Source organism: Saccharopolyspora sp. NPDC045839 (assembly GCF_056431645.1).
In genome coordinates this window covers 163,325-176,921 of sequence record NZ_JBWKKH010000018.1, presented here as the reverse complement: position 1 = coordinate 176,921, position 13,597 = coordinate 163,325, and the positions used below count along the sequence as shown (strand labels likewise).

Sequence of the window (13,597 nt, the reverse complement as noted above, 5' to 3'; positions counted from 1 at the left end):
CGAACCTCCTCCTAGCGGAAATGCTTGTGCAGCAACGTGTTCGCGACATCCCAGGCGGGACGGGAGTCGCGCGCGACGTTCACCGGATAGTGGAGCTATGGCTGATCTTCATGGATCGGCCCGCGTCGCACGCCCGGCAACCGCGGGGGGCGTTGGAATTCCACTAGTATTCAAACTGGAACAGTCATGGCGAGCTGCACAACTCGCCGCCCGGCCAGTGAGAAGGTGACCTGGTGCCCAAGCGCGATCGCTCCGTCATGGACCAGGCCCACAAGGAGCTCAAGCGCAAGATCGTCACGATGCAGGCCTGCCCCGGCGAGCGCCTGGACGACATCGCCTTGGCCGAAGAGCTCGGCCTGAGCCGGACCCCGGTGCGCGAGGCGCTGTTCCGCCTGAGCTCGGAAGGCCTGATCAACGTCGGGCCGAAGGGTGGGTTCACGGTACGTCCACTGGACCTCCTGGACATCGCCGAGCTGTTCGAGGCCCACATCGTCGTGGCGCGGGCAACCGCGCGGCTGCTGGCAGCGCGAGCCACCGACAGCGACATCGAGGAACTGGAACGAGCCAACACCGAGTTCAACGAGGCGATCGAGAACGGTTCCCCCGCGGCGATCTCGGCGACGAACGCGCAGTTGCACCGGCTGGAATCGCTGCACGCGCGCAATGAACACCTCCGCAGCCTGGCCTGGCCCATCCACGACCAGGGCCAACGCCTCGCCTACCTCAGCTTCGGCGGAGACGCCGGACTCGCCGCGGACCTCGCCGCGCACTTCCAGCGCACCTGCCGGGACCACGACGAGATGCTGACCGCGGTGCGCGATCACGACCCGGACGCCGCCGAGCAGATCGCCGCACGACACGTCCACTTGTTCCGGGCCAGGGTCGTCGAATTCCTCCAGGGCCAGACGGTGGACGCCGTCGATCTGTCCGGCGAGCTGCCCGCCGCGCCACTGGCACCTCGCCGACGTTCCTGACCCCCGCTCCGCCGCAGATCCCGCGTCGCCCCAGGTGACGCGGGGTCTTGTGTTCGAGGCCACTCCGGCGTACTTTTCGTATACGGATCGAATTCCAAATCAGCGGACAGCTCTTCCCACCGCCTGGTGCGACCTCCGAGCCACCGCCGACGACCGGCCCCGGCCGGACGGCGAAGTCCGCGATCTCCAGCGGGGGCACCCTCGTGCCACCCGACGATCGAGCTGACACGAAAGGGTGGTCAGCGATGGAAGACCCCTACACGGTGCCGAAGGGTGTCCGGCTCGACAGCGACGGTGTCCGCTCCGCGCTGGCCGACGCCGGTATCGACTCGTTCTCCTACCTGGCCAACGGATGCCGGAACCACGTCTTCCTGCACAGGGCGTGCGGCACGAAGCTGTCCGTCGTCGCGTGCAGCACGTCCAAGCGCCTGAGCGAGGTCGTCGGCGACACCGCGCTGTGGCTCGCGGTCCGCACCGTCGCAGCCGAGGCCGCTCCTCGAGCAGGAGGTCCTCCCGCACCTGGCCGGACCGTCGGAACCCCGGACAACCCGCCTCACCACCTGTGAGGTCGCCGCCAGCGGAACTTCGACCGGGGCAACCGCTCCGGTGCACGGAACAGCGATGCAACTCCAGGGATCGGAGCCCGTCATGACCACAGCGCAGGCCGACACCCCGACCAGATCGGATTCCGATGCGCGGCGCGCCGTGGCCGCGGCCGGCATCGGATGGGGTCTGGACGGTCTGACCTGGACCATGTACTCATTCGCGCTCACCGTCGTGCTGCCGGTGCTGGGCATCTCGACCGCGCTGGCGGGGTGGGTCACGGCGTTGAGCATCGTGGCGTCCGCGGTCGGTGGCGTGGTGTGCGGTGTGCTCGCCGACCGATTCGGCCGGGTGCGGGTCCTGACCTGGGTGATCATCGGCTACAGCGTGTTCACCGCGTTGACCGCGACCGCGCAGGACTTCCCGCAATTCCTGACCTGGCGGGTACTGGAAGGGCTGGCCTTCGGCGGCGAGTGGGCGGTCGGCGCGGCACTGGTCGCCGAGTACACCCAGGCGGCCCGCCGCGGCCGCGTGCTGGCGTTCGTGCAGAGCTGCTACGCCATCGGCTGGGCGATCTCCACCGCGACGTACCTGCTGGTGTTCTCGTTGATGCCGCCCGAATCCGCCTGGCGGGTGCTGTTCGCCATCGGCGTGCTGCCGGCCGCGGTGGCCTTCGTCATCCGCCGCACCACCCGCGACCGCGTCGACCTCACCGCCATCGCGCCCGAGCGGCGCAGCCGGTTCGCCGCGCTGTTCACCCGCGGCCAGCTCCGGGTCACCCTGCTCGCGACGCTGCTGGGCATCTGCATCCAGGGCATCTACTACTCGGTGTTCATCTTCCTGCCGCTGTTCCTCAAGTCCGAGCGCGGTCTTTCGGTCATCGGCACCGCGAGCTACACCTGGGTCGTGATCGCCGGCTCCTTCGCCGGATACCTGGTTTCCGGGTTCGTCCACGACGCGATCGGACGCCGACCCACCTTCGCGCTGTTCTTCGCCGGCTCGGTAGCGAGCATCGGCCTGTTCGTCTTCTCCCCCATCGCCCAGCCGGAGATCGGCTACGCCATCAGCTTCGTGCTGGGCTTCTTCGCCTCCGGGCAGGCCGGCGGCATGGGCGCGTACCTCGCGGAGCTGTTCCCGACCGCATCCCGCGCCACCGGGCAGGCCTTCGCCTACAACGTCGGACGCGGGCTGGCCGCGTTCGGCCCCTTGTCCGTGGGCGCCTTGGGAACGGCTGTCGGGTTGGGTACGGCGGTGTTCTGGGTCGGCGCGATCGCGGCCGTGCTCGGAGCCGTCGCCCTCACCCTGCTACCCGAGACCCGCAACCGGAACATCCTGACCGACGCTGTCGGTCAGCCGAAGTGAACGAGGAGTCGTGATGCCCCTTCCCACGCCGGCGGACGAGCGCGGTTACCGGGTTGCCATCGACAGCGGTGGCACGTTCACCGACATCGCGGTGAACCGGCCGGACGGCTCGGTCTTCGTGTGGAAAGTTCCCTCCACCCCGCACGCCCCAGACGAAGCGGTGATCGCCGGGCTCGCCGAAGCGCTGTCCGAAGTGGATGGACACCCCGGCGAGGTGGCGCGTTTCGTACACGGCACGACGGTGGCCACCAACACCGTGATCACCCGGACCGGCGCGCGGGTCGGGCTGGTCACCACCGCCGGATTCCGGGACCTGCTGGCGATCGGGCACCAGACCCGCCCCGCCCTGTACGACCAGACCGCTCGCCGCCCGCACCCCCTGGCAACCGCCGAGCTGACCTGGGAGGTCCGCGAACGGCTCGCCGCCGACGGGTCGGAACTCGCGCCGGTGGACCGGGAACAACTGGCCGAGGTGATCGGCCGGATCCGGGCGGCCGAACCCGATGTCGTGGTCGTATCGCTGCTCAACGCCTACGCCGACCCGGCTCACGAGCAGGAGGTCGTCGCGGCTCTCCGCGAGGCCGGCGTCGCGCCGTCGGTGTTCGCCGCAACGTCGGTCACCTCGGAGATGCGGGAGTACGAGCGTACGTCGACAGCGGTGCTCAACGGCTACGTGCAGCCCAAGATCGCCGGTTACGTCGACCGCCTCGACAAGCAGCTCTCGCAGGTCGGTGTGCCGGCGAGGCTCTGGGTGATGCAGTCCAACGGCGGGCTGCTCGGTTCGCGCGTCGCCCAGGAGCAGAGCGTTCGCACCGTCCTGTCAGGACTGGCGGGCGGCGTGGTCGGCGCGGCGCGGTGGGCCCGGCAGCTCGATCTGCCCTCCGTGGTCAGCTTCGACATAGGCGGGACCAGCACCGACATCGCGCTGATCCGCGACGGGGTTCCGGACGAGATGACGGCGGGCGAGATCGATGGGCATCCGCTGCGGATGCCCATGGTGGACGTGCACACCATCGGTGCCGGGGGCGGCTCCATCGCCTGGCTGGACTCGGGCGACGGGCTGCGGGTCGGACCGCACAGCGCAGGTGCTCGCCCCGGGCCCGCGTGCTACGGCCACGGCGGTGCTGACATCACGGTCACCGATGCCCACGCGCTCCTCGGCCGCCTCGGCGACAGCCTGCTCGACGGCCGCCTGCCGCTGGACCTGCCCGCTGCGCGGCACCGGCTCGCGGGCTTCGCGCGAGAGGTCGGCCTCGGTGAAACCGAGGCAGCGGCTGGAGTCCTGCGCGTCATCAATGCGACCATGGGCCGCGGCATCCGCAAGGTCAGCATCGAGCGGGGCGTGGATCTCCGACAGTGCACGTTGATGGCCTTCGGCGGAGCCGGACCGCTGCACGCTTCGGAGCTCATCCGCGAGCTCGGCATGCGCGCCGCGGTCGTCCCGCCGCACCCCGGGATCGCCTCGGCAGTCGGCATGCTGGACACGCCGGTGCGTCACGACTTCGCCGGCACCGTGTCGGCCACGAACACCGCCGAACTGGTGCCGGTGTCCGCAGCGTTGAACGCCCTGGTGTCGCAGGCACAGGACTTCCTGGCCGAAGGGGAGGGCGTCAGCGCCACCGATGCCGTGTTCGAGCGCGCCGTGGACGCCCGCTACCTCGGGCAGAGCTACGAACTCCGCATCGCGTGGACAGACGACTTCGCCGAGCTGCGCCGAACGTTCGACGCCGTCCACGAAGAGCGCTACGGGTTCTGCGACACCGATGCGGCGCTGGAGGTCGTGACCGCGCGCGTCACGGTCACCGCGGGCTGGCAGGAACAGCGCGTCGAGCCCGATCTCCCCACCGGCGATGCGCCCGCCCCGATCGGGAAGCGGCGCGCCCACTTCGACGGCCAGTGGCACGACACCCCCGTCTACCGCAGGGAGCAGTTGCCGGCGCACGCACGCCTGACCGGACCGCTGATCCTGCAGCAGCTCGACTCCACCACGGTTGTCTCCCCCGGGCAGGCGTGCTGGCACGACGAGCGCGGATTCCTGCACATTCACCCGGAGGACGCCCGATGACCCACCACCTCGCCCTGGACCCCGTCGACCTCGAAATCGCCCGCAACCGCCTGGAATCCATCGCCGAAGAGGTCGGCACGGCGCTGATCCGCACCTCCTACTCCCCCAACATCAAGGACCGGCGCGACTGCTCCGCCGGCGTCTACCGCCCCAACGGCGAGCTCATCGCCCAGGCCGAGCACATCCCGCTGCACCTCGGGCTGATGCCCACCCTGATCCGCAACACCCTCGCCGAGATCGGCACCGACTCCCTGGCCCCGGGGGACGTGGTGATCACCAACAACCCCTACCTGGGCGGATCGCACCTGCCGGACACGTGCCTGATCACCCCGGTCCACGTGGACGGCGAGGTCGTCGCGGTGGTCGCCAACATGGCCCACCACGTCGACGTCGGCGGGCTCGCCCCGGGCTCGATGGCCACACACGCCACCGAGATCTTCCAGGAGGGCATCCGGATCCCGCCGCTGCGCCTGATCAAGCGGGGCGAGATCCAGCAGGACATCCTCGACCTGCTGCTGACCAACGTCCGCACCGCCGACAAGACCCGCGGCGATCTCATGGCCCAGATCGCCGCGAACAGCCTCGGGGCGCGGCGCATCCGGGAACTCGTCGAGGACTGGGGCCTGCCGCGGTTCCGCACCGCGGGCCAGGCGCTGATCGACTACGCCGAGCGCCGCACCCGCGCCGCGCTGCGCGAAATGCCCGACGGCAGCGCGCGATTCGTGGACTACCTGGAACACACCGGCGTTCAGGAAGACGCGGTGCCCATCGTGGCCACCGTGCACAAGCGGGGCGATGCGCTCGAGGTCGACCTGACCGAATGCGCCGACCAGGTCGAAGGGGCGGTGAACTGCTCTTACGCGATCGCTGAGGCGTGCGCGGCGTACGCGGTCAAAGCGCTGGCCGATCCAACGCTCCCGTCCAACGAGGGCCTGATGCGCCCGGTCGCGGTGCGCACTCGCCCGGGCAGCGTCGTCGCGGCGCAGCACCCCGCTCCGGTGTCCAACGGCAACACCCAGACCGCCCAGCGCATCGTCGACGTCCTGTTCGGTGCCTTCGAGCAGATCGTTCCCGGCCGCGTCCCTGCCGCCTCCAGCGGCAGCATGAGCATCGTGACGATCGGCGGCCACGACCCCGCGACCGGCCGCTACTTCTCGTACGTCGAAACCTACGGCGGCGGCCAGGGCGCGCTGCCGGGGATGGACGGCGCGGACGCCGTGCACACGCACATGACCAATACCCGGAACACGCCGTGCGAAGTCATCGAGCGCGAATACCCGCTCCGGGTCAACCGCTACGCCATTGCGCGCGGAACCGGCGGGGCCGGGCAGTTCACCGGCGGCAGCGGGCTCATCCGGGAACTGGAGGTGACCGAGGGGAAGGCATCCGCCGTGGTGGCCACCGCGCGGGTCACCCGGCGCCCGTGGGGACTCCGCGGCGGACGCCCCGGCTCTCCGGCGCAGGTCCACGTCGTTCGCGACGGCACCGCGCAGGACCTGCCCGCGATGAGCCGCCTCGACCTGGAGCGGGGCGAATCGCTGATCATCCAGACCGCGGGCGGCGGCGGTTACGGACCGCCCGAGGACTGACGTTGCGCCCTCGGCTCCGCGGAGCCGAGGGCGTGCACCGCCGGGGTCAGCCCGGGGAGGTCGCGCCGAGGCGCGCGGAAAGCCGTTCCGCGTGTTCGCGGACCAGCTGGCCGAGTTCCTCGAGCCGTCCCGCGCTGACCGAGACCCGCAGCCCGGAGCAGCTGATCGTCCCCAGGCAGGTGCCGAAGCGGTCGTGGACGGTCGCTGCCACGCACACGATTCCCTCCACGTCCTCCTCGTCGTCGACGGCGAAACCGCGCTCGCGGATGTTCTGCAGCTCGGCGAGCAGCGCGCTCTCCTCGACCAGGGTGTTGCGCGTGCGCCGCACCAGACCACCGGAATCTGCCACGACCCGCAGCGCGTCCTCCTCACCGAGGCACGCGAGGATCGCCTTGCCTGCGGCCGTGGAGTGTGCGAGTTCGTGCTGCCCGACCTGGCTGGAGAACTGCACGGAACCGGGTCCTTCGACGCGCGAGGCGTAGAGCGGCCGACCGCGGTCGGCCAGGATGAGGCGCGCCGTCATCCCGGCCGCGCCGGCGAGCGAGTGCAGCACCGGGCGGGCCACCTCGACCATCGGCATGTGCGCGGAGACCAGGTTGCCGAGGCGCATCAGGCTCATGCCGAGCCGGAAGAGCGGACCGGGTTCGGTGCGCGCGACGTACCCGTGCCCGCAGAGAGTGGAGAGCAGGGCGTGCGCAGTGCTCTTGGCGACCCCCAGGCGGTCCGCGATCTCGGCCAGTCCCAGCCCTTGCACGTTGAGCGGTTCGGCGAGCATCTCGAGGATCCGGAGAGCTCGGTCGACGCTCTGCACACCCCCGGATCGCCCGTTTCCTTCAGCCACACGACGTTCGGCCATGCCGAAGAGCGTATCCGACCGTTACCCCAGATCTCTTGACTGGCCGTCATCCGAGGTGCCAACGTTACTCGCACAGCGGAACGCTGTTCGTTAATACCGAACGGAGGGTGCCGTGCCTCAGATCCTTTTCGATCACCTCTCCATCGAATTCCCCGGTCAACGCGGACGACCGGCCCAACGCGCAGTCGACGACCTCCACCTCGAAGTCGCGGACCAGGAGTTCCTGTGCCTGCTGGGGCCTAGCGGCTGCGGCAAGTCGACCGCACTCAACGTCCTGGCCGGGTTCCTCCGGCCGACCGAGGGGGCCATGCTGGTCGACGGCGAACCCGTCTCCGCACCGAGCCCGGACCGCGGCGTCGTGTTCCAGGACGCCAACATCTTCCCCTGGCTGACCGTCGAGAAGAACGTCGCGTTCGGCCCGAGCCTGCGCGGTGAGCGCGGCGCGGAGCTGTCCAGCCGCGTCCGCGAGCTCATCGCGAAGGTGGGGTTGACGGGATTCGAGCAGCACCTGCCGCTCGAGCTCTCCGGCGGCATGCGCCAGCGCGTCGGCCTCGCCCGGACGCTGATCAACGATCCGTCGGTGCTGCTGATGGACGAGCCCTTCGGTGCCCTCGACGCCCAGACCCGCATCATCATGCAGGAGCTGCTGCTCGAACTGTGGGAGCGGGACCGCAAGACCGTCCTGTTCGTCACCCACGACATCGACGAAGCGCTGTTGCTGGGCGACCGCGTCGTCGTCATGTCCGCACGACCGGGCCGGGTCAAGGAAGTGCTCGAAGTGGACCTGCCGCGTCCCCGCAGCTACGACCTCACCTCCGAACCGCGGTTCGCCGAGATGCGCCGGCACCTGTTGCACGAGCTGCACGGCGAATCCGCGCGCGCGGCCCTGCAAACCCGCTGACCACACGACAAGACTGTCCCACCACTGTGGAGCCCCCATGAAACTTCTCCGCCGCCTCGCCGCTGCAGCAGCTGCGTTCAGCGTTCTGGTCACCCTCGCCGGGTGCGGCTCGACCGGGTCGAACGCCTCCGGCGAGACCATCCGCGTCGGCACCGTGCCCGCCCTGCTATGGGCGGGCTGGACCGCGACACCGGACGCGATGGCCGAAGCCGGTTCGAACACCGACGTCGAGCTGGTCACCTTCCGCTCCTCGGCCGACGCCTTCGTCGCTCTCCAGACCGGTGACATCCAGATGGCCGCCCTGGGCATGAACGTCATCGCCTCCGGCCTGGAGAAGAACGACCTCCCGGTCAAGATGGTCGCCGGCGTCTCCCCCGGCCGCTCCCAGCTGCTGGTCCGCAACGGGAGCGGGATCTCGAAATGGGAGGACCTGCGGGGCCGCAAGCTCGGTGTCATCCGCGGGTCGACCGACGAGCTGATCTTCCACATCGCGTTGGCCCGCAACGGCATCGACATGGACACCGACACCCAGGTCACGACGTTGCAGGCGCCCGCCGACCTGCTGCTCGCACTCCGCAACGGCGGCGTGGACGCGGTGGTGACCTACCAGCCAAACACCGCGCAGGCCGAGGTGCAGGGCATCGCCACCCAACCGGCCGAGCTCAACGCGCAGCTGACCGAGTGGGCCAGCGTGCCGAGCGATGTCTTCGCCCGCGACGACCTCATCGCACGTCGACCTGAAGCCGTGCAGGACATCATCAACGCCTACGTCAACGTCACCAAGACCTTCGCGGACAGGAAGACCTGGGTGAACACGGCCATGGAGTACCAGAACGGGGACCCGGCGCTGCTGGAGAAGGCGCTCGCTCACTCCAGCCCCTGGTGGCGGATGGACGCGCAGACCCACCGTGACATGGCGGCCAACATGCAGCGGTTCGGTTCGCTGCAGGCCGACGTGGGACAGCAGTTCGCCACCAAGATCGACTACGCGTTCCTGGCGAAGGCCACCGGACAGACGCCGGAAGCGCTCGGCGCTGCCGGAGGTGGCGAATGAGCACCGATGCAGCCACCAGAACCGGCACCGCGACGAAAGCACCGCATCGCCGGGCCGGGGCGTCCGCCCCGGTGCAGCGGTTCGCCCTGCCCCTGCTCGTGCCCGCGGTCCTGATCGGGATCTGGCAGTACCTCGGCGAGAACCGCCTCATCGCCGACGGCCTCTTCCCCTCGTTCACCGCCTCGCTGGAGGCGCTGGCCGACTTCGTCTTCGCCGCGTCCTCGACGTCCTCGCCCTACTCCGGGGAGTGGCTCACCGCGCTCGGCGACTCGACGGCCCGCATCCTCTCCGGTTACCTGCTCGGATCCGCGCTGGGGATCGCGTTCGGCCTGCTGTGCGGGTACTTCCCGCTCCTCCGCCACGCGATCAACCCGATGATCGACGTGCTGCGCCCCATCTCCATCACGGCCTGGATCCCCATCGCGCTGATCCTCTTCGGCATCGGCAACAGCCCGGCGATCTTCCTCACCGCGATGGCGACGTTCTTCCCGGTCTACGTCAACACCCTGACCGGGGCGCTGCAGGCCGAGGGACGGCTCGTGCGGGCGGCGTCCATGCTCGGGGCGACGAAGGCCCAGCTGCTGCTCCGGGTGACGCTGCCGGCCACCGTGCCGAGCATCGCCACCGGGATGCGCGTGGGCCTCGCCCTCGCCTGGACGACGGTCGTCGTCGCGGAGATCCTCGGCGCCCGGTCGGGCTTGGGGTACGTGCTCATCGACGCCTACAACCAGTTCAGCTTCGACTACGTCGTCGCCTGCATGATCAGCCTCGGTGCGCTGGGGCTGATCAGCGACCGGCTCCTGGGGTTGCTGTTCCGTCGGCCGCTCCGGTGGGTCACGCACGCGGCGAAGGTCTGAGCATCGAGCAGCAGGGAGATCCAGCAGTGCGCAACCAGCCACCGGAGACCTGGCGCGGCTACTTCGCCGCCACACCGACCCCCTTCACCGAAAGCGGAGAGCTCGACCTCGGCGCTTTCGCCCAGCTCCTGCAGTACTTCCAGGACGAAGGCGCCCACGGCGTCGTGGTCAACGGCAGCAGCGGCGAGTGGTACGCCCAGGAGGTCGAGGAACGCCGAGCCGTCGCGGCCGCTGCCGTGGCGCAGATCGGCGGTGCGATCCCGATCATCATCGGGGTGTCCGCGATCCGGCCGTCCGAGACGGTCGCGCTGATCCAGCACGCCGAAGCGATCGGAGCCGACGGGGTCATGTTCTCGCCTCCGCCGGGATGGCGGCTCACTCGCGCCGAGGTCTGCGAGTACTACCGCCAGATGTGTGCGCGCACCGAACTGCCGGTGATGATCTACAACATCCCGCCCGATGTGACGACCGACCTCGCCCCCGACCTCATCGCCGAGCTCGCCGACATCCCGAACGTGGCCGCGGTCAAGGACAGCACGCAGGACGACCTGCAGTTCATGGAGACCGTTCGCCTCGCGGGCGACAAGATCCGGGTGTTCGGAAACGTCCTGACCCGCGCCGGGCTCGGCATGATCCTCAGCGGGTGGGGCGGCGCCGGGTATATCGGCGGCGGGATGCCGCTCGGCCGTGAACTGGCGTGCGCCTTCGAGGACGCGTGGGCCGGTCGCTCCGCGCAGGCCCTGGCCGTGGTCGACCGCGTGGTGAGCCTCCAGGCCGAGCTGAACACCGCGGACGGCAACGGCCGGTTCGGTGGCATTCCCGGGCAGCTCAAAGCGACGCTCGCCCTGCTCGGGCAGAAAGCCGGCCACCCGCGGTTCCCCCGCGCCGCAGTGCCACCGGAGCAGTTCGGCGGTCTGCGGGAGGTCCTGCGCTCGCACGGCATGGAGGTCCCCTCGTGACCGCGCCGCTCGACGACCGTTCCGCCCACCCCCTCGCCGTCCTGGGCCGGGTCGCCCGGACACTCCTCCCACCGGCGGCATGGGGCTACCTGATGGCCGCGGCCGGTGACGGCCGGGCCGCAACGGGCAACGAGTCGGCGCTGAGCTCCCTGGAGCTGCACCCGCACGTCTGCCGCGGTGTCGGTGACGTCGACACCGGCGTCGAGCTGTGGGGCGGGCGGCTCCCGCATCCGCTGGTCGTCGCGCCTTCCGCAATGCACACCCTGTTCCACCCCGAAGGGGAGCGCGCCACCGCTGCCGGCGCGACGCGCGCCCACGCTCCCTACGTGATCAGCATGGAAGCCGGGACGCGTTGGGAGGAGGTCGCAGCAGCTGACCTGTGGTGCCAGATCTCGCCGCAATGCGATCCGGCGCTGACCAAGGAACTGCTCGCGCGGGCCGAAGCGGTCGGCGCCCGGGCCGTCGTGCTCACCCTCGACACCCCGGTCAGCGGTGCGCGGCACAGTCAACGACGGGCCATGCCCGAGATCCCGAGCCACATCCACCGGCCGAACCTCCCCGGCGAGTCCGGTGCCCGCCTGGCCAGCCAGTTCACCCACCCCGGGTTCACCTGGACCGATGTGGAGGCCATCGCCGCCGCCACGTCCCTGCCCGTCGTCGGCAAGGGCGTCCTGCGGCCCGACGACGCCAGGCGCGCCGTCACGGCCGGTCTGGCCGCGGTCGTGGTGTCCAACCACGGCGGGCGGAACCTCGACGCGGCGCCTGCTTCGATCCGGTGTCTGCCGGAAGTCGTGCGCGCTCTCGACGGTGCTGTCCCCGTTCTCGTCGACGGCGGGTTCCGCCGGGGCACCGACGTGCTCGCCGCGCTCGCGCTCGGCGCCACCGCCGTGATGATCGGCCGCCCGGTCCTGTGGGGGCTGGCGGCGCGGGGCGCTGACGGCGTGCACGAAGTGCTCGACTGCCTGCGCGGTGAGTTGCGCGATGCCATGGCGCTGTGCGGAGTCCGTTCCGTCGCAGAGCTCGACGCCACGCTGGTCGATCCGGGGGCGGTGCCGTGAGCGGCGGTCTCGCGGCGGTGCCCCGCGCGCACGAGCTGCCCCGCATGGTCCGCGTCCGCCAAGCCGCGCGCGGCAGCCGCGAACCCGATGTCGCCGCAGCGACCCGCGCCGAGTTGGCCGAGCTGGACCTGGCGCGGCTTGCTGGGGCGGCGGTCGCGGTGGCCGTCGGCAGCCGCGGCATCGCGAGTCTGCCCGTCGTCGTCCAGGAGACGGTCTCCCGGCTCCGCTCGGTCGGCGCCGAGCCGTTCCTCGTCCCAGCGATGGGAAGTCATGGTGGCGCCACTGCGGAAGGGCAGCGCCACGTGCTCGAACACCTCGGCATCACCGAGGAAGTTGCCGGCTGCCCGATCTGGTCCACAATGGACGTCGTTGACGTCGGTGAAGCGCTCGGTCAGCCCGTTCTCATGGACGCCCACGCCGCTGCGGCGGATGCCGTGGTGGTGATCAACCGCGTGAAGCCGCACACCGACTTCTCGGGGCCGATCGGCTCGGGTTTGCTCAAGATGCTCACCATCGGGCTGAGCAACCACTCGGGCTCCGCGCAGCGGCACCGGATCATGGTGCACCACGGCTACGAGCGCACCATCCGCGAGACGGCCGAAGCCGTCCTCGCGACCGGGAAGATCGCAGCCGGTATCGCGATCGTCGAGAACGGGCACGACGAAGTCGCTTTCGTGCGAGCCCTCCCGCCCGAGCGAATCACCAGCGGCGAGGAGGAGCTCTGCGCGATCGCCCGTGCGTGGATGCCCCGGTTGCCGACCGACCGCCTGGACCTGCTCATCGTCGACGAGATGGGCAAGGAGATCTCCGGCGCCGGGATGGACTCCAACGTGATCGGTCGGCACAGCACCTACTTCGAGCCGCCGTTCACCTCACCCCGCATCACCTTCGTGGCGGTGTGCGACCTGACCGCTGCCAGCGGCGGGAACGCGGCGGGCATCGGCGGCGCGGACTTCATGACGCGCCGCATGTCCCAGAAGATCGACTGGGACGTCACCTACACGAACTCGCTCACCTCCGGAGGCGCCGCGGGGAGCCGCATGCCGGTCGTCCTGGACCACCCGGAGGACATCGTGCGCATCGCCATCTCCTGCCTGGGCCTCGACGACGTGTCGAAAGCCCGCGTGGCGCGCATCAGGAACACGCTCGCCCTCGACGAGATCGAGGTCTCCGAAGCGGTGTGGCAGGAGATCGCGGGAGTCGACTCGGTCGAGCTCCTCCCCCAAACAGCGACCGGCCTCGTCTTCGACGAAGACGGCTCCCTGCTGCCGTTCTCGCCAGTCGCCGACCACGATTCATGACCGGAGAACCAGCACCACCTCGATGGAAAGGAGGCACGGGCTGCCGGGTCGTGTTCGGCTCGATCTGCCGTGTGCTGC

General features: G+C 70.1%; 12 protein-coding genes. 11 read left to right on the top strand and 1 reads right to left on the bottom strand.

Annotated features, from left to right (window positions below):
- The first annotated feature begins 233 nt into the window (after positions 1–233).
- The 5 genes from AC07EQ_RS24500 (at position 234) to AC07EQ_RS24480 (ending at position 6,533) form a co-directional block, all read left to right on the top strand.
- Positions 234–974: a GntR family transcriptional regulator gene (locus AC07EQ_RS24500; protein WP_478390229.1), complete on the top strand. Its 741-nt coding sequence runs from the start codon at positions 234–236 to the stop codon at positions 972–974.
- Positions 975–1,219: 245 nt separating this feature from the next.
- Positions 1,220–1,540 (top strand): hypothetical protein, encoded by a 321-nt coding sequence (locus AC07EQ_RS24495; RefSeq protein WP_478390228.1) that lies wholly within the window; start codon positions 1,220–1,222, stop codon positions 1,538–1,540.
- An 82-nt stretch (positions 1,541–1,622) separates the two neighbouring features.
- Entirely contained in the window at positions 1,623–2,879 is a 1,257-nt protein-coding gene (locus AC07EQ_RS24490) for an MFS transporter (RefSeq protein WP_478390227.1), read from the top strand.
- A gap of 13 nt (positions 2,880–2,892) precedes the next feature.
- Positions 2,893–4,944, top strand: coding sequence for a hydantoinase/oxoprolinase family protein (locus AC07EQ_RS24485; protein WP_478390226.1), 2,052 nt, complete (start codon positions 2,893–2,895; stop codon positions 4,942–4,944).
- The gene (locus tag AC07EQ_RS24480; RefSeq protein ID WP_478390225.1) at positions 4,941–6,533 is read left to right on the top strand and encodes a hydantoinase B/oxoprolinase family protein; all 1,593 of its coding nucleotides are present in this window, start codon (positions 4,941–4,943) and stop codon (positions 6,531–6,533) included. The genes AC07EQ_RS24485 and AC07EQ_RS24480 overlap by 4 nt, the downstream gene beginning before the upstream one ends.
- A 46-nt stretch (positions 6,534–6,579) precedes the next feature.
- Here the strand turns inward: AC07EQ_RS24480 and AC07EQ_RS24475 are convergent, their stop codons facing one another.
- A complete protein-coding gene (locus tag AC07EQ_RS24475) occupies positions 6,580–7,389 on the bottom strand; it encodes an IclR family transcriptional regulator (RefSeq protein ID WP_478390224.1) in 810 nt (269 codons plus the stop codon).
- Positions 7,390–7,501: 112 nt separating this feature from the next.
- On the opposite strand from AC07EQ_RS24475, the gene AC07EQ_RS24470 reads away from it, so the two are divergent.
- From AC07EQ_RS24470 to AC07EQ_RS24445, 6 genes are read left to right on the top strand one after another with little or no spacing between them, the layout of a single operon-like run.
- Positions 7,502–8,290 carry an ABC transporter ATP-binding protein gene (locus AC07EQ_RS24470; protein ID WP_478390223.1) on the top strand — a complete coding sequence of 263 codons (789 nt, stop codon included), beginning with the start codon at positions 7,502–7,504 and terminating at the stop codon, positions 8,288–8,290.
- 37 nt (positions 8,291–8,327) lie between these two features.
- The gene (locus AC07EQ_RS24465; protein WP_478390222.1) at positions 8,328–9,344 is read left to right on the top strand and encodes an ABC transporter substrate-binding protein; all 1,017 of its coding nucleotides are present in this window, start codon (positions 8,328–8,330) and stop codon (positions 9,342–9,344) included.
- Positions 9,341–10,201, top strand: coding sequence for an ABC transporter permease (locus AC07EQ_RS24460; protein WP_478390221.1), 861 nt, complete (start codon positions 9,341–9,343; stop codon positions 10,199–10,201). Before AC07EQ_RS24465 ends, AC07EQ_RS24460 begins: the two co-directional genes overlap by 4 nt.
- A 26-nt stretch (positions 10,202–10,227) precedes the next feature.
- Positions 10,228–11,160 (top strand): dihydrodipicolinate synthase family protein, encoded by a 933-nt coding sequence (locus AC07EQ_RS24455; RefSeq protein ID WP_478390220.1) that lies wholly within the window; start codon positions 10,228–10,230, stop codon positions 11,158–11,160.
- Positions 11,157–12,218, top strand: a complete 1,062-nt coding sequence (locus tag AC07EQ_RS24450; protein ID WP_478390219.1) for an alpha-hydroxy acid oxidase — start codon at positions 11,157–11,159, stop codon at positions 12,216–12,218. The genes AC07EQ_RS24455 and AC07EQ_RS24450 overlap by 4 nt, the downstream gene beginning before the upstream one ends.
- On the top strand, positions 12,215–13,519 hold the full coding sequence (locus tag AC07EQ_RS24445) for a nickel pincer cofactor-dependent isomerase, group 22 (RefSeq protein ID WP_478390218.1): 1,305 nt from the start codon (positions 12,215–12,217) through the stop codon (positions 13,517–13,519). Before AC07EQ_RS24450 ends, AC07EQ_RS24445 begins: the two co-directional genes overlap by 4 nt.
- Positions 13,520–13,597 lie beyond the last annotated feature (78 nt).